A 16,564-nucleotide genomic window follows, 5' to 3' on the forward strand; every position below is an offset into this window, starting at 1 on the left:
TCGACGGACGCGGACGGGGTGCCTATTATGCATAGGTTTTGCAATTCAACGAGGGGAGAGATTATGCGCGCAGCATTTTGGGTTGGGTGTGCCGCTTTGTTACTGTCGGCCTGCAGCAATGAACCTGTTCAGCAGGCAACCGCCGCGCACGTCGCGCCGGGGATGAAGGCGGCGATGTCCAGTTCCGGCCAGGCGAATTGCGCCATGATTGGCGGCTCGCTGTCCGTTGCGCGTCAGCTGGATGGCTCCGCCATCGGCATGTGTGCGCTGCCTAACGGCAAACGCTGCAGTGAACAGTCGCTTGCCGTGGGATCGTGCGGCAGTTACTGATTATTCTGCGCGTTTGAAGACCAGCGTCGTCTCGGCCGTCGCCAGGGTTAATACATCTTCCGTCAGGTCCACCTCTGTGCCGCTGCGCAGCATCGTTCCGATGGCGTGATCCAGTTCATTGAGCTGGGGTTCGGTGCAGAGCTTACGCGTCATGGCGAGATCGTTGACCTTCAGCTCGCCATCGGAGAGCTTGCCCTGGCCGCTGAAGCGGTTGCACATCACCCCTGAGACCGCCATTTTTTCGCCAAAGGTGATTTCCGGCGGCGTGGTGACAGGGGCGACGGCGGCGCCGTTGATGCTTTGCAGCACAAAGCGGTGCTGCTGGAGTTGTTCTTCCTGGACAGAGGCTTTCCCTGGGTTAACACAGCCTGTCAGCGCCATGCTGAGGAGTGTTACTGCGACGAGCGTTTTCATGTTTCTTCTCAATATATTCACTTCGTAAATAGCTAATGGATAGTGTATTGCGGGGGATGGGATTGTCTTGCGGGTTAATCTGAAATGTGGGGTTTAGGGTGTTGTAGGCCCGTGCAAGCGAAGCGCCGCCGGGCAATGCACGGAATAACATGTTGCGGTGGAGGTGGTTCCGTTCACCTTGCATTCGCTGCTTCTCTGTAAACCACGTCACCCGTGAACGTGTTAAGGGGGCTATCGCCGCCCCCTTAACAATCCCGGCTCCCGGCAAGAAAATCGCCGCTTCGCGGTGGCCCTCAGCTTATTCCTTCAGGCTTTCGGGTCGGGCACCAGCCTGCATCCATGCAGGCTATGCCCTCTCGGCGCGTCCATGCGCCTCGCCCCGGCCTTCCGGAAACGCTTCGGCGATTTTCAGCCGGACCAGGGAGCCGCTGTAGGCTAATTATTCCCTTAAGGATATGAGCTGCTTTAAGTTAAAGGCTCTTTCCTCAGAACAACACGTTCGGGCAGGCTTCGCCTTTCTCCAGCTGACTCAGGTTACCCAGCGTCGTCTCCGAAATGCTGATCAGCGCCTCGGCGGTCAGGAACGCCTGGTGGCCGGTGAATAGCACGTTGTGGCAGGCGGAGAGGCGGCGGAAGACGTCATCCTGAATCACATCGTTCGATTTGTCTTCAAAGAAAAGATCGCGTTCGTTCTCGTAGACGTCCATCCCCAGCGCGCCGATTTTTTGCGTTTTCAGGGCTTCGATAGCGGCCTGTGAGTCAATCAACCCACCGCGACTGGTGTTGATAATCATCACGCCATCTTTCATCTGATCGAAAGCGCTCTGGTTCAGCAGATGGTAGTTGTCAGCGGTTAACGGGCAGTGCAGGGAGATCACGTCTGACTCTGCGTACAAGGTTGACAGGTCGACATACTCCACCCCCAGATCCAGCGCGGCGGCGCTTGGGTACGGGTCAAACGCCAGCAGGCGCATACCAAATCCTTTCAGGATCCGCAGGGCCGCTACGCCAATTTTACCGGTGCCGATCACCCCGGCGGTTTTGCCGTACATGGTAAACCCGGTCAGCCCTTCCAGGGAGAAGTTCGCATCACGGGTGCGTTGATAAGCACGGTGAATACGACGGTTTAAGGACATCATCATGCCGATGGCGTGTTCAGCTACCGCTTCCGGGGAGTAGGCCGGAACGCGCACCACCTGCAGACCCAGCTCTTTTGCCGCATCCAGATCCACGTTATTGAAGCCCGCGCAGCGCAGGGCAATGTACTTCACACCCTGTTTTTTCAGCTCTTCCAGCACCGGACGACTGCCGTCGTCGTTAACGAAAATACAGACCGCGTCACACCCGTGGGCGGTTTTGGCTGTTTTTTCGTTAAGCAGAAAGTCGAAAAATTCAAGTTCGAAGCCATACTCCTCGTTAACATGCTGCAGATACTTTTTGTCGTATTGCTTTGTACTGTATACCGCGAGTTTCATAAGACTTTCTCCAGTGTGTTTTCAATTACGGTAGCATGATTAAAATAATCTTACAATTTATAAAATTTTATTGAATTCAATAAGTTCTATGGATAATTATGTAGCAACTATCCTTAAAAGTGGCGTTCGCTTCAACTGATCGGCAAAACATGCCACAATATTCGATACTGTCGGCTAATTTTTTCGCTAAATCAGGATATTAACTGCCCATGAGGGGTACATACAAAGCCGCGATCGCGCTACTGCTTCTGATCGTTCTTTTGCCGCTGACGCTACTACTGACACTGGCGCAGTGGGTGCCTACGCTTGCCGGGATCTGGCTCCCCGCCGGGACCCGCATCGCCTTTGAAGAAAGCCCACGCCTGACCCGCAGCGCTCTGGTCATCCCCGATCTGCGCTATCTGGTGGAGGAGTGCGAAATCGCCCGCGTCAAAGACGCCACCCTCAGCCACCCAAGCCGCTGGAAAATCAACATCGGCGCGCTGGATCTCAACAGCGCCTGCCTGAGCAAAATCCCCGCCAGCGAGCCCACGCCCGCCGCGCCGCGCACCCTGGCCGAATGGCAAGCCCTGCTACCCAACACCTGGCTTAACATCGACCGCCTGACGCTCTCCCCCTGGCAGGGGTGGGAGGGGAAATTAACCGCCTCGTTAACACCGACCCTGCAAGAAATTGTCTACCACGGGGATAAGTTTAGCCTGCGGGGAAAACTACGCGGGCGCTCGCTGACCGTAACCGATGTCACGCTTCACCTCCCTGATAATCCCCAGCCGGTAGAACTGGTCGGGGAATTTACCCTGCCGCTGGTGCCGGATGGCCTGCCGGTGCAGGGGCACACGGTGGCAACCTTTACCGTGCCGCAGATCTCAACCCTTGTGGATGCCGAGCTTGAGTGGCAGGACAATCAGGGCCAACTGGTGATGATTGATCGGGAGAGCGGCGAGCCGCTGCTGGATCTCCCCTGGCAGATCACCCCGCAACAGTTCACCATCAGCGACGGACGCTGGCGCTGGGTTCAGGCTGGTATTCCCCTGAGCGGACGGCTGGGGCTTAAGATCGACAACTGGCAGCAGGGCACAGAGAAGGCTATCGTCAGCGGGCGAATGAACGTGCTGACCCAGGGCGATGCCGGGAAGGGCAACGCGGTGCTCACCTTTGGCCCCGGCAAGCTGAGCATGGACAACAGCGCCATGCCGATGCAGCTCACCGGCATTGCCAAACAGAACGACCTGACGCTGTATGCGAAGCTGCCCGCCACGCTGACCGGCAGCCTTGCCGATCCCCGGCTGGCGTTTGCGCCGGGGGCGCTGCTGCGCTCCCGGGGGCGGATCATCGACTCCCTGAATATCGACGAGGTGCGCTGGCCGCTGGCTGGCGTGGCGCTCACCCTTAATGGCATCGACGGTCGCCTGCAGGCCATCTTACGCGCCCATGAACAGGAGATGGGGGATTTCACCCTGCACCTGGATGGCCGGGCGAGCAATTTCCTGCCGGACAACGGATTGTGGCAATGGCGCTACTGGGGGGAGGGCAACTTTACCCCGATGCAGGCCCGCTGGGACGTGGCGGGCAGGGGAGAGTGGCGTGACAGCGTGATTGAGCTGAGCGAGCTTTCCACCGGCTTCGATCAGCTGAAATATGGCACCCTGCATGCCAGCGCACCGCGCATGGTGCTTGAGCGCCCAATCCGCTGGCAGCGCGACCCTGCCGATCCGCACTTCAGCGGCGCGCTCTCCTTCGATGCCGGAGAGACCACCTTTACCGGTGGTAGCGTGTTACCCCCCTCAACGATCAAATTCAGTGTGGAAGGTCGCGATCCGACATTTTTCCAGTACAAAGGCACCCTTAACGCCAGAGCCATCGGCCCGGTGCAGCTGAACGGGCGCTGGGACGGGGAGCGTCTGCGCGGCCAGGCCTGGTGGCCGAAGCAATCCCTGACCGTCTTTCAGCCGCTGATCCCACCGGACTGGAAGATGACCCTCAGAGAGGGGGAGCTTTATGCCCAGGTGGCTTATTCCGCAGCGGCGGATCAGGGCTTTGAGGCCGGGGGCCACGGGGTGCTGAAGAGCGGTAGCGTCTGGATGCCGGACAACAAAATCAACGGGGTCGACTTTGTCCTGCCGTTCCGCTTCAGCCAGGGCACCTGGTCGCTAGGGACCCGCGGCCCGGTGACGCTGCGCATTGGCGAGGTGAAAAACCAGGTCACGGCGCGCAACATCACCGCCGATCTCCAGGGCGATTACCCCTGGAGCGAAGCCAATCCGCTGCTGCTGAGCGACGTCAGTGTGGATCTGTTGGGCGGCAAAGTGACCCTGCAGCAGCTGCGCATGCCCCAGCACGATGCGGCCCTGCTGCGGGTGCAGAATCTCTCCGCCAGCGAGCTTATCAGTGCGATAAATCCCAAACAGTTTGCCCTGTCCGGGCCGTTCAGCGGGGCGCTGCCCTTGTGGCTGGACAACGACAAGTGGATCATCAAAGATGGCTGGCTGACCAACGCGGGTCCGATGACGTTGCGTCTCGATAAAGAGACTGCCGATGCGCTGGTGAAAGAGAACGGGGCGGCAGGCGGCGCGATTAACTGGCTTCGCTATATGGAAATTTCGCAGTCGTGGACGAAACTCAATTTAGATAACCTGGGTGAATTAACCCTGGCGTCGACCTTGCGTGGCGCCAGCCGCGTGGAGGGCCAGACACAGGCCGTCAACCTCAACTATACCCATCAGGAGAACGTGTTTACCCTCTGGCGCAGCCTGCGTTTTGGCGACAATCTGCAGACGTGGCTGGAGGAGCACGCGGCACTACCGGATAACCGCTGTCCGACAGGCAAGGAATGTAAGGAACAACCATGAAAAAGCTGGCCGGTGGCTTCACCGCGATTGTGATACTGACGCTGACAGGCTGCACGCCGAGGATAGAAGTGGCGGCGTCGAAGGAGCCCATCACCATCAACATGAACGTCAAAATTGAACATGAAATCCACATCAAAGTGGATAAAGATGTGGAATCGCTGCTGAAATCGCGCAGCGATCTCTTCTGAGGCCGCCATGAGAAAATACTTCACGCTCATTCTGCTGACGCTGGGGCTCTGTGCGCCCGCGTTCGCCCTGACCCTCAACGAAGCCCGCACCGAGGGGCGCGTGGGGGAAACGCTGAGCGGGTATATCGCCCCGCGCAGTCAGGATCGCGAAACCCTGGCGCTGGTGGAGCAGATCAACAAGGCCCGCGCTGAGAGTTATCAGCGGCTTGCCGACAGCAATAACCTTCCGGTCGATGAGGTGGCGAAAATGGCGGGAAACAAACTGGTTGCCCGCGCCCGCCCCGGCGAGTATGTCCAGGGCGTTAACGGGAGATGGTTACAGAAGTGATTAGCGGTGGCGTTTGCGGTATTCGCCAGGGGAGATCCCAAAGCGCTGCTTAAACGCCGTGGAGAAGTGGCTATGGTCGGTAAAGCCCCAGCTGTAGCCAATGCCCGCCAGCTTCTCGTCGTCCCGGGCGCCGCGCAGCATCTGCGCACAGAGATCCAGCCGACGGTTCTTGATGTACTGCGCCACCACCAGCCCTTTCTCGGCAAACATCCGGTAGAGGCTACGCACCGACATCCCGCACTCCGCGGCAATCCACTCCGGTCGCAAATGTTCCGCCTGAATATGATCGTCGATGAGCGTCAGAACGTGGTTGAACTGGCGCGCCTTGCGCGGCTGAACGCTTTCCCGCTGCTGCAATACCGGGCGCAGCAGACAGACCATCGCCTCCAGCGCGGCTTCGCTCTCGGTTTCACTCAATCGCGGATTGTTCATGCTCTCCTGCAGCAGACGATAGCTGAGCTGGACGGTAGGCAGGCTGTGGGAGAGTTTTTGCGCGCAGCTCACTTCCTGAAAACGAAAGTGCTGCTCAAGGATCTGGCGCGGGAGCAGCAATGAGATCTGCCGGGATTTTTCCGGCCAGTAGATCGAGCAGGGGCGGGAGGCGTCGATCAGGGTGATATCTCCCGCGTTGAGCATAATTTGCCGGTCGTCCTGCTCCAGTCCCGCTTCCCCTTCCAGCTGAAAGACAGTGTAGAACCAGGCATCGTTGCTGGTCTTAATCTCCTGGCGGGTACGAAACAGGTTCACGCCGCCAGCGGTGACGGTGCTGAGCTTCAGGTTGCCGGTCCAGGTGGAATCCAGCTCGCCGTAAAACTCGCCGCTCATGGGCCGGGCCGCAAAACTTCCGCAAGCCTGATTAATCTGCGCCAGCCACTGCTGATAATTGTCCGTTTCCTTTGCACTCGCCATCGTCTGACCTGCTACGTCGTGAATGTTTAAACATTGTTGCATTTATGTTTCTAATTACCCGTGACATGGGGCGAAATATAGGCAAGAACCTCGCGGTGGAACAGAGCGAAACGGCGTTATTGTCGCGTTTTGCGGAGCCTGTCACAGCCGACAAAGCGAATGTCACAGAGATAAAAGCGCACTGCGCAAACCCATCTTAGACTGCGATGACACCCTGCGAATAATAAGGAATCGCTATGTCTGATACACAGGTCGCAGTACTGCACAGCGTGCAGCAATTTCTGGATCGCCAACATGGCCTCTGGATCGAGGGACAACCGTCCGCCTCCGACAGCGAAAAGCGTCTGGATATCTTTAACCCGGCAACCGGGCAGGTGATTGCCTCGACCGCCGATGCCAGCGCGCAGGATGTCGACCGCGCGGTGATGTCCGGCTGGCGCGCCTTTGTCGCCCGCAGCTGGTCCGGCAAACTGCCGGCTGAGCGCGAACGTATTCTGCTGCGCTTCGCCGATCTGGTGGAGCAGCACACCGAGGAGCTGGCCCAGCTCGAAACCCTGGAGCAGGGTAAATCCATTAACATCTCCCGCGCCTTTGAAGTGGGCTGCACCCTGAACTGGATGCGCTACACCGCCGGGCTGACCACTAAAATCGCCGGTAAGACGCTGGATCTCTCTATTCCTATGCCGCAGGGAGCGCGCTACCAGGCATGGACGCGCAAAGAGCCGATTGGTGTGGTGGCCGGGATTGTGCCGTGGAACTTCCCGCTGCTGATCGGCATGTGGAAAGTGATGCCCGCCCTGGCGGCAGGGTGCTCTATCGTGATCAAACCGTCGGAAACCACGCCCCTGACCCTGCTGCGCGTGGCGGAACTGGCAACCGAGGCCGGGGTCCCGGACGGCGTCTTTAACGTAGTAACCGGCAGCGGGGCGGTGTGTGGCGCTGCGCTCACCAGCCATCCGCATATCGCCAAGGTGAGCTTTACCGGCTCGACCGCCACCGGCAAACAGATTGCGCGCGCCGCCGCCGACCGTCTGATGGGCGTGACCCTTGAACTGGGCGGTAAGAACCCGGCTATTGTCCTGAAAGATGCCGATCCGTCGTGGGTTATCGAAGGGCTGATGACCGGCAGTTTCCTCAACCAGGGCCAGGTGTGCGCCGCCAGCTCGCGTATTTACATTGAAGCGCCGCTGTTTGATACCGTGGTGAGCGGTTTTGAGCAGGCGGTGAAATCCCTTAGCGTCGGGCCGGGGATGTCCCAGGAGGCGCACATCAACCCGCTGGTTTCCCGCGCCCACTGTGACAAAGTGCAGACCTTCCTTGATGAAGCGCAGTCGCGCCAGGCGGAGCTGATTACCGGCAACCGTGGTCCGAACGATCAGGGTTATTACGTTTCGCCGACACTGGTGGTGAACCCGGACGCCAGCCTGCGTCTGACCCGCGAAGAGGTGTTTGGCCCGGTGGTCAACCTGGTGCGTGTCGCCGACGGCGAAGAGGCGCTGCGCCTGGCGAACGATACCGAATATGGCCTGACCGCCAGCGTCTGGACGCAAAACATCAGCAAAGCGCTGGAGTACACCGACCGCCTGCAGGCGGGCACCGTGTGGGTGAACAGCCATACCCTGATCGACGCCAACCTGCCCTTTGGGGGGATGAAGCAGTCCGGCACAGGCCGCGATTTCGGTCCGGACTGGCTGGATGGCTGGTGTGAAACCAAATCGGTGTGCGTGCGCTACTGACGCCCGGCGGCGCTGCGCTTGCACGGGCCTACGGTCTGGTCGGTTTACCGCACCGCACCGTAGGTCGGGTAAGGCAGAGCCGCCACCCGACACAGGCCGCACCGCACCGTAGGTCGGGTAAGGCAGAGCCGCCACTCGACACAGGCCGCACCGCATCGTAGGTCGGGTAAGGCAGAGCCGCCACCCGACATCAGGCCACACCGCACCGTAGGTCGGGTAAGGCGCAGCCGCCACCCGACACAGGCCGCACCGTGCCAACAAAACCGCACCCTTAGCAGAACCAGCGATTTCGTCCTGCATTTTTTGCCCGGTAGAGCGCGGCGTCGGCCTGGGCAATCACCTCGCTGGCCGTCTGACCAGCGGTCATCAAGGCGATCCCCATGCTCACCGTGACGCTGTCGCTGACCGTTGAGGCCGCATGCGGAATAGCCGCAGCGCGCAGGCGCTCCTGAATGCGCGCCGCCACCTGTTCCGCCACTTTTTCCGTCGCATCAAACAGGATCAGCAGAAACTCCTCGCCACCGTAGCGCGACACCACATCGTCCGGGCTGCGCACCACCTGTTTGAGCGCCTGCGCCACCGCCGCCAGACACTCATCCCCGGCCTGGTGTCCGTAACGATCGTTGTAGCGCTTAAACTCATCGACATCGAGCATAATCAGCGCAAAATCGTTGCCCTGATTGACCGCGTTTTCCAGCACTGTCTCCATCGCCCGGCGATTAGCGGTGTCGGTGAGCGGATCCTTGTGCGCAAGGGCATCCAGCCGGGCAATCAGCGCCTGGTTCTGTTGATGGCGCAGCCAGGCCTCATCAAACCAGCGTACTAAAATAAACCGCCCGTAAACCAGCACCACCGTAAAGATAAGCCACACCACGACGAAACGCAGGCTGACGCCCTGGTTCAGCACCAGGCTTGCAACCGGCATCGCCGCCCACAGCGGCAGCGCATAGCTCATTAGCCCAACCGGGAAAAAATAGAGCCCTGCCAGCGCCGTCAGGAGCAGGGTAGTGCAGAGCGGCCAGGCGAAGGGCAGTTTCAGGTGGGCGATAAACCCGACGGCGCAGCAGGCCCAGATCAGGCCTGCCAGCAACAGCAGCAGGCTCAGGCCGCGTTTTTTTTGCCAGACCAGCAGCAGGGAGAGGCTGAACAGAACGATGACCGCCAGCATCAGCCAATCGATCATCCTGGCGCTGAAGGCGTTCACCTGATAAAGCGCGTCAATGCCGTCGAACAGCCCGTTACGCAATAAGACCATCAGCGCAAAGCCGATGTTGACGAGCGCCAGCCACGGCATGCTGAAAGTCAGCCCGCGGGTGACCATATCCCTGCGGGCGAAAGGCTCCGCCCGCAGGCTGGTGGGTTTACGGTGTAACAATGTTGAACCAGAACTCAAATTTATCCATATAGCCCAGCATGGTATCAAGTTTTGCTCCGTCACCGGTAACCTTCACCGCGCCGCTCTCCTCAGCCTGTTTCAGGGTGGTCTCCTTGAGGATGATTTTATTCAGCGTGTCGCGGCTCAGAGTGATAGTGGCGTCGGCGTCGGTCGCTTCGGCATTAGCGGTGTGGTTCAACACCCCGTTTTCCAGCTCGAGCTTGTACTTGCCGCCGTCGCTGCCGAGGTCGATGTTAAACACCGATTTCGCGGTCCCGGCTTTTTCACCGTTGATGTGCACCGCCAGATAGTCGAAGAACATCTCCGGGGTCATCGCCCGCACCGTATCCGGGCTGGCGGTGTTCGGGGTCGGCCCTTTCACCACGCCGTTACGCAGCTCCTGCGCGCCGGTGAGGTAGAAGTTACGCCATGGGCCAGATTCCGCCTGATAGCCTAACTGCTCAAGCGCGTCCGCTTCCAGATTACGCGCCGCCTGGTTGTTCGGATCGGCAAACACCACCTTGCTCACCACCTGCGCCACCCAGCGATAGTTCCCCTGGTCGAAGTCGGTTTTGGCCTTCTGCAGAATGGCGTCGGCGCCGCCCATGTAGTCTACATATTTCTTCGCAGCCTCTTCCGGCGGCAGCTCATCCAGTGTCGCCGGGTTGCCATCGAACCAGCCGAGATAGAGCACGTAGGTGGCTTTCACGTCGTGACTTACCGACCCGTAGTAGCCGCGGTTGGCCCAGGTGTGCGCCAGCGAATCCGGCAGCTTGAAGTTCGCCGCGATTTCGTCCCGGGTCATGCCCTGGTTCGCCATGCGCAGGGTCTGGTCGTTAATGTAACGGTACAGGTCACGCTGACTTTTCAGCAGTTTATTGACGTTTTCATTACCCCAGGTCGGCCAGTGGTGCTGAGCCATCAGCACTTCGGCTTTATCACCCCAGCGTACAATGGCTTCGTTGATATATTTTGACCACGGCAGCGGCTCGCGGATCTTCGCCCCGCGCAGGGAGTAGGTGTTATGCAGGGTGTGGGTGACATCCTCGGCGGATTCGATCAGTTTTTTCTCTTCGATGTACCAGAGCATTTCGGACGGCGCTTCTGAGCCCGGCGCCAGCATAAAGTCATAGGTCAGGCCGTCGATGGTCTCCTTCTGTCCATCTTTTTCGATGATATTGGTCGGCGCAAGCAGGGTTACGGTCCCGGCGGAGGTCGTGGTGCCGAGCCCGGCGCCCACCTGGCCTTTAGGATCCGGTTTCAGCAGGTTGCCGTACATATAGCTGGCGCGGCGACTCATCACGTTCCCGGCCATAATATTTTCTGCCACGGCGGCTTCCATAAAGCCGGCCGGGGCGTAGATTTTGACTTTCCCGGCTTTGACATCAGCCTCATCCACCACGCCGCGCACGCCGCCGTAGTGGTCAACGTGGCTGTGGGTTTAGATCACCGCCACCACCGGTTTCTGACCGCGGTTTTTGTAGTAGAGATCCATCCCGACTTTTGCCGTTTCAGCAGAGACCAGCGGGTCGACCACGGTGATACCGGTCGCTCCTTCGATAATGGTCATGTTCGACAGATCGAGGTTACGGATCTGATAGACCCCATCCGTGACCTCAAACAGGCCGCTAATATTAATCAGCTGCGCCTGACGCCACAGGCTGGGGTTGACGGTATCCGGCGCTTTATCGCCCTCTTTAATAAAGGCGTACTGCTGCGGATCCCAGACCACGTTGCCCTGTTCGCCTCTGATCACCTCGGTGGGAAGCGCGGCGATAAAGCCTCTATGGGCATCGGTGAAATCGGCATTGTCGGAGAAGGGCAGCTGGCTGAAGAGGGCATTATTGGCTTGCTGAGTGGCGGCGGCGGCCTCTTTTGGCGCTTCTGCGGCAAATGCAGGGGTGCCAGCAGAAATAAAAACGCCTGCAAGCGCAAGACTTCTTGCTATCAAGTTGAATCTCATCCTAAAAACCTCTCAATGTTCATACAACGACATAAGGGAGAACTTCGCGTGATGTCCATAAAAAACGTTTTAAGAAAGGCAACCCGGACGGCATGGGTATGATTAACTATAAGCAAGGAAAGCTGTTCAGAAAATAAACTACTTAAACTAAATTCAGTAGCGGTGTAGGTCGGGTAAGCGCAGCGCCACCCGACAACAAAAAGCCGGGCAATATGCTCGGCTTTTTTCCACTGCCCTTTACTGCCCCTCTTTCTTCTTGCCCAGCGACGGCGTCTCGTCGAAGAAGTTCCACGGTTTGAGCAGGGCATGCACCCACTCGGTTGGCATAATCGGCCACTCTTCGGCGCGGGCCACGTGGGTGGTACCGGTGGTGATCCACACCACGTTATCCTGGTTATTCAGCGACTCGTTATCCTTGCTGAACTGGCCCAGCCCCTGGTCATGGGAGGAACGGTTCGGGAATTTGCCCTCCGGGTACATCTCATTTGGATGGTAGCGGGTCACCCACAGCTGTTTATCCATAAAGCTCAGGCGGTGATAGATCCACTCATCCGGGGCGAATTTCGCGCCGGTCGCCACCGGGTGCGTGCCGCCCGCATAGGGGATGATCTGGTAAGAGACCGGGTTGCCCATGCGGTTCTCTTTGCTGGTGTTGCTCAGCAGACGAATGGTGCCCGGGTCAAATTTCTGTGCCGCCTGCTGCTCGCTGTCGATGTTGTACTGGTTAACCTGCATGGTACTAGTGCGCGGGCCGCCTGCGGTGTTCGGTTTTACCTCCGGATCCATCGCCACCAGGCTGTTGTTGGTGCCATCCACATCCAGATCCAGACGGAAGTTATAGATGTGCTGGTGGGTGGTGCCGACAATGTTGTGGTCAATCAGGGTGCCGTACTTCGTATCCTCTTTCGCGCTCGGGTCATGCATGGTTTTCGCCATCACCCCTTTTACCGCTTCGATACCGGTCGCCCCGGCATCAATGCCGATGGTGCCGTTTTCGTGGAAGATCCAGTCGAAGATGTAGTCATAGTTGCCCACGGTGCTGATCCAGCGCACCACCAGCTCGCGGCGTTCGGTGCTGACGTTCGGCTGATTCATCTCCTGGTGCTTATACTCCGGCCCGGCGTAGCGTTCAAAAATCGCCATCGCCCGCGGGATTTCCATTGGCGCACCGGTGTAGTCCGGGATGGTCTGATTCAGCAGCACGGCGTTGGAGGGCACATCTTTACCGCGCACCAGCGGTGAGGTGAGGGTGCCCATGCCGTAGTCGCCGGAATCCAGATAGGCTTTGAAGTACCAGCCCACGTCCGGGTCGCCGTAAGGAACGATCATCCCGCCCAGCGATCCCTCGTACATCACCTGGCGTTTTTTGCCGTTGTCGTTAAAGGTGACGGTGGAGATGATCGGCCCGACGCGGGAGTCGAGGCTCAGGTGGAAGTCCCAGTTCTGCCAGTGGATCATATTACCGGTAATGGTGTAGTTCTTGCCTTCCGGCTCCACAATCTCCAGCGGTTTGTGCACCACCGGTTCGCGGTCGCGACCATCATAGGGGCGGGACTGCATCGGCACCGGTACGACAGCGCCTTCTTCAATTTTGACGATCTTCTTCTCGATCAGGTCGACCACCGCCACCAGGTTCTCAATCGGGTGCGCCCAGTAGTTGCCGTCGCCGGTATCCAGGTAGCTCACCACTTTCAGCAGGCGATCTTCCTGCTTCAGACCATCCTTACCGTCAAAGTAGCCGACCGTCAGCGGGGTGGTCATCACCTTTGCCGGGTCGTTGATGCCGCGTTTTTTCAGCGCCTCGGCATACTCCGGGCTGCCGGTGACGATCTTCTGCACCGCCATAAAGTCATCCAGCAGCACCATGCCGTGGGCGTCTTTAATCGGTTCCCAGTGCAGGATTTTTTTGTCCTGCAGATCTACCAGCGCTTCAACGATAAATTTGCCGTCCAGCAGGGTGATATTGGCCTGACGCGGCGCATCCACCGCCGTGCCGTTCAGCACGAAATCCCACACTTTGGCTTTGTCCGGCTCGGCCAGCGCGATCTGCGTGAAGCGGGTATTCGGTTTAAAGTCCGGCGAGGCTTTCACAATCTCGACGGCCTCTTTGATCTCATCCGCGGAGAGGGCGTTCAAAGGGTGCGGGGTCTTCTCCACCTGGAAGGTCTGGTCAAGGCCGGACTGGAACACATCGTTAACAAAGGTATCGGCGATCCAGGCCTTATTGTCTTTCATCACCACTGGCGCCTGTAGGGTCAGCGGTTTACCGTTGACCATAGCGGTCGTGGCGCCCGGCTTCACTTTGATGAAGGCCCCATCTTTGCTGATGGTGAACATCTGGGCGTAGTCGTCCCATTTCACATCAGCGCCAAACTCGGTCAGGGTTTTATCCATTTCGACCATATGTGCTGCACCACCGTGCGCCAGCACCTGGCCGGAAAAGAGACAGGCAACGGCCAACGCCAGCGCCGTTTTACGTGGAGAAAAAATGGAGGAGCTTCCCATGATTAACCTCTGTTGTATGTGTTGTTATCCACTCGGGACCGCTGTTCTGCGCGCGGTTTATTCATTGCCAACATAGCAATAACGCGTTAAGTACCGTTTGCCTGCATTTGCCAGATGTTTTGTCAGATGTGCCAGAAGCCGGGTAACGTGCGCGACGTTACCCGGATGGAGGGGGATCAGGCGTCAAAATCTCCGCGCTGACGGGAGACGAGGGTCAGGATCGAGTAGAGCGCCACCGGCTGCTGGTGCTGGTTGAAAATCTCAACCGCCCATTCCACCACGCCGGTCGGTTTCTCTTCCGCCGTGCGCTGTTTCTTCAGCGTCTTGCGCTTGCAGGTCAGACGCACCTGGATGGTGTCGCCCGGCTTCACCGGCTCAATAAAGCGCAGGTTTTCCATGCCGTAGTTGGCAATCACCGGCCCGACGCCCGCATCGACGAACAGACCCGCCGCCGCAGAGATCAGGAAGTAGCCGTGCACCACGCGTTCGCCAAAAATCGACTCCGCCGCCCCAATCTTGTCCATATGGGCGTAGAAATGATCCCCGCTCAGGCAGGCAAAGTTGACGATGTCGGTCTCGGTCAGGGTGCGGCGTGGGGTCAGCAGGCTGTCACCCGGCTGCAGCTCTTCGAAGTATTTGCGGAACGGATGGACGCGATCCTCCTGCACCTGCGCACCGCGTACCCACTGCTGGCTGATCGCGGCCAGCATGCTCGGGCTGCCCTGGATGGCGGTGCGTTGCAGGTAGTGTTTCACCGCCCGCAGGCCGCCCAGCTCCTCACCACCCCCGGCGCGGCCTGGGCCGCCGTGTACCAGCTGCGGCAGCGGGGAACCGTGGCCGGTGGACTCTTTGGCCGACTCTTCGTTGAGGATCTGGATACGCCCGTGGGCGCGGGCGGCACCGGCGATAAACTGACGCGCCAGGCGCAGATCGGCGGTGACCAGCGTCCCGGCAAGGCTACCTTCCCCGGCGCGGGCGAGGGTCATGGCGTGCTCGCGATCCTGATACGGCATCAGTGTGGCGACCGGGCCAAAGGCTTCGGTGGCGTGTACGGCAGGGGTTTCATCCGGCTGCGGGCAGAACAGCAGCGTCGGCGGGAAGAAGGCCCCGGCAGCGTTCAGGTCGGCTTTCCCGCCCAGACGAATCTGGCAGCCCGCCGTGACTAAAGCATCCACTTTCTCCTGCACGTCAGCGCGCTGCTCGGCGTTGACCAGCGAGCCCATTTTGATCCCTTCCTGAGCCGGGTCGCCGACAGCCACTTTTTCCAGCCGGGCGATCAGCGCCTGGCTGACAGCCTCCACCTGCGCCTGCGGAACGATGATGCGGCGGATCGCGGTACATTTCTGCCCGGCTTTAGCGGTCATCTCCCGCACCACTTCGCGGATAAACAGCGCAAACTCCGGCTGCTCCGGGGTGACGTCATCCCCCAGCACGCAGCAGTTCAGGGAGTCCGCTTCCATGGTGAAGGGAATCGATTTTGCGACAATGTTCGGATGGACGCGCAGTTTCTGGCCAGTGTCGGCGGAGCCGGTAAAGGTCACCACGTCCTGGCTGTCGAGCTGGTCGAGCAGATCCCCCGCGCCGCCGCAGATCAGGCTGATGGCGCCCTCCGGCACCAGGCCGCTGTCGACGAGCGCTTTCACCATCGCCTGGGTCACCTGGGCGGTGGCGGTGGCCGGTTTGATAATGGCAGGCATCCCCGCCAGCCAGGTCGGGGCCAGCTTTTCCAGCATCCCCCAGCAGGGGAAGTTGAACGCATTGATGTGCACGGCGACGCCGGATTTCGAGGTCAGGACGTGGCGCGCGGCAAATCCGCCCTCTTTTGACAGTGGGATCAACTCATCTTCCGGCCACAGGGTATCGTCCGGCAGTTCGCGGCTGCCGAGGCTGGCGAAGGTGAACAGCGTGCCGATCCCGCCCTCGATATCCACCCAGCTGTCGGCGCGGGTCGCCCCGGTTTGCGCCGACAGAGCATAAAAGGTCTCTTTCTGGCTCAGCAGATGTTTCGCCACCGCTTTCAGCATGGCGGCGCGTTCGATAAAGGTCATGGCATGAAGCGCTTCGCCGCCTTTCTCAATGGCGTAGCGACGTGCGGCGGCCATATCCAGCCCTTCGCTGGTAACGGACCAGAGGGATTCACCGCTGATGGCGTGTTGAATGGTGCGCTCACGGCCCCGGCCTGACTGCCAGGTACCGGACAAGAAGCTGGCTAACTGCTGCATCTTTCTCTCCAGATGGTTCGTGATTTCACTATAAATAGTTCGTTTGTGAATCATAAAAAGCAAGCGGCTTGTTAATGTTTTATTAACATTGTGATCTCGCTTAATCTTCTGTACTGCCTCAGGCCGCGTCGTATCTGGGGTGTGGAAATCTCTTGCGAGCCTCATCACAAAACGAATAAACGATTCTTGGGTTATTCATTAACCTTTGTGTAACTTTTATAAAACAAAGTGATTCATCATTTAATGATATTTAGCAGTTAAACGAATCAA

General features: G+C 59.0%; 11 protein-coding genes and 1 pseudogene. 5 read left to right on the forward strand and 7 right to left on the reverse strand.

The annotated features are described in order from the left end of the window. Positions 1 to 63: 63 nt before the first annotated feature. Positions 64 to 330 (forward strand): DUF333 domain-containing protein, encoded by a 267-nt coding sequence (locus tag DVA43_RS05175; protein WP_103179824.1) that lies wholly within the window; start codon positions 64 to 66, stop codon positions 328 to 330. Here DVA43_RS05175 and hslJ read toward each other — a convergent pair whose 3' ends face one another. After that, positions 331 to 744, reverse strand: coding sequence for a heat shock protein HslJ (gene hslJ, locus DVA43_RS05180; RefSeq protein WP_114314784.1), 414 nt, complete (start codon positions 742 to 744; stop codon positions 331 to 333). Between the two features lie 485 nt (positions 745 to 1,229). Then, entirely contained in the window at positions 1,230 to 2,219 is a 990-nt protein-coding gene (locus DVA43_RS05185; RefSeq protein WP_114314785.1) for a 2-hydroxyacid dehydrogenase, read from the reverse strand. Between the two features lie 209 nt (positions 2,220 to 2,428). On the opposite strand from DVA43_RS05185, the gene DVA43_RS05190 reads away from it, so the two are divergent. The 3 genes from DVA43_RS05190 to DVA43_RS05200 are packed head-to-tail and all read left to right on the forward strand — an operon-like array spanning position 2,429 to position 5,584. Then, the gene (locus DVA43_RS05190; RefSeq protein ID WP_114314786.1) at positions 2,429 to 5,068 is read left to right on the forward strand and encodes a YdbH family protein; all 2,640 of its coding nucleotides are present in this window, start codon (positions 2,429 to 2,431) and stop codon (positions 5,066 to 5,068) included. After that, positions 5,065 to 5,256 (forward strand): YnbE family lipoprotein, encoded by a 192-nt coding sequence (locus DVA43_RS05195; protein WP_039028506.1) that lies wholly within the window; start codon positions 5,065 to 5,067, stop codon positions 5,254 to 5,256. The genes DVA43_RS05190 and DVA43_RS05195 overlap by 4 nt, the downstream gene beginning before the upstream one ends. Before the next feature lie 7 nt (positions 5,257 to 5,263). Then, on the forward strand, positions 5,264 to 5,584 hold the full coding sequence (locus DVA43_RS05200; RefSeq protein ID WP_114314787.1) for a YdbL family protein: 321 nt from the start codon (positions 5,264 to 5,266) through the stop codon (positions 5,582 to 5,584). Here the strand turns inward: DVA43_RS05200 and feaR are convergent, their stop codons facing one another. Continuing rightward, positions 5,585 to 6,493 carry a transcriptional regulator FeaR gene (gene feaR / locus DVA43_RS05205; protein WP_103822170.1) on the reverse strand — a complete coding sequence of 303 codons (909 nt, stop codon included), beginning with the start codon at positions 6,491 to 6,493 and terminating at the stop codon, positions 5,585 to 5,587. A gap of 236 nt (positions 6,494 to 6,729) precedes the next feature. Here feaR and DVA43_RS05210 point away from each other — a divergent pair, with 236 nt between their 5' ends. Then, positions 6,730 to 8,229, forward strand: a complete 1,500-nt coding sequence (locus tag DVA43_RS05210) for an aldehyde dehydrogenase family protein (protein WP_114314788.1) — start codon at positions 6,730 to 6,732, stop codon at positions 8,227 to 8,229. 271 nt (positions 8,230 to 8,500) lie between these two features. On the opposite strand, the gene DVA43_RS05215 is transcribed toward DVA43_RS05210, so the two are convergent. From DVA43_RS05215 to paaZ, 4 genes and pseudogenes are all read right to left on the reverse strand, one after another. Then, the gene (locus DVA43_RS05215; RefSeq protein ID WP_114314789.1) at positions 8,501 to 9,550 is read right to left on the reverse strand and encodes a GGDEF domain-containing protein; all 1,050 of its coding nucleotides are present in this window, start codon (positions 9,548 to 9,550) and stop codon (positions 8,501 to 8,503) included. A 40-nt stretch (positions 9,551 to 9,590) separates the two neighbouring features. Beyond that, positions 9,591 to 11,567, reverse strand: a pseudogene (locus DVA43_RS05220) (alkyl/aryl-sulfatase). A 237-nt stretch (positions 11,568 to 11,804) separates the two neighbouring features. Next, positions 11,805 to 14,072, reverse strand: coding sequence for a primary-amine oxidase (tynA, locus tag DVA43_RS05225; RefSeq protein WP_114314790.1), 2,268 nt, complete (start codon positions 14,070 to 14,072; stop codon positions 11,805 to 11,807). Between the two features lie 176 nt (positions 14,073 to 14,248). Next, positions 14,249 to 16,294, reverse strand: coding sequence for a phenylacetic acid degradation bifunctional protein PaaZ (gene paaZ / locus DVA43_RS05230; protein WP_114314791.1), 2,046 nt, complete (start codon positions 16,292 to 16,294; stop codon positions 14,249 to 14,251). Between the last annotated feature and the right edge of the window lie 270 nt (positions 16,295 to 16,564).

Source organism: Leclercia sp. W6 (genome assembly GCF_003336345.1).
Taxonomy (GTDB): domain Bacteria; phylum Pseudomonadota; class Gammaproteobacteria; order Enterobacterales; family Enterobacteriaceae; genus Enterobacter.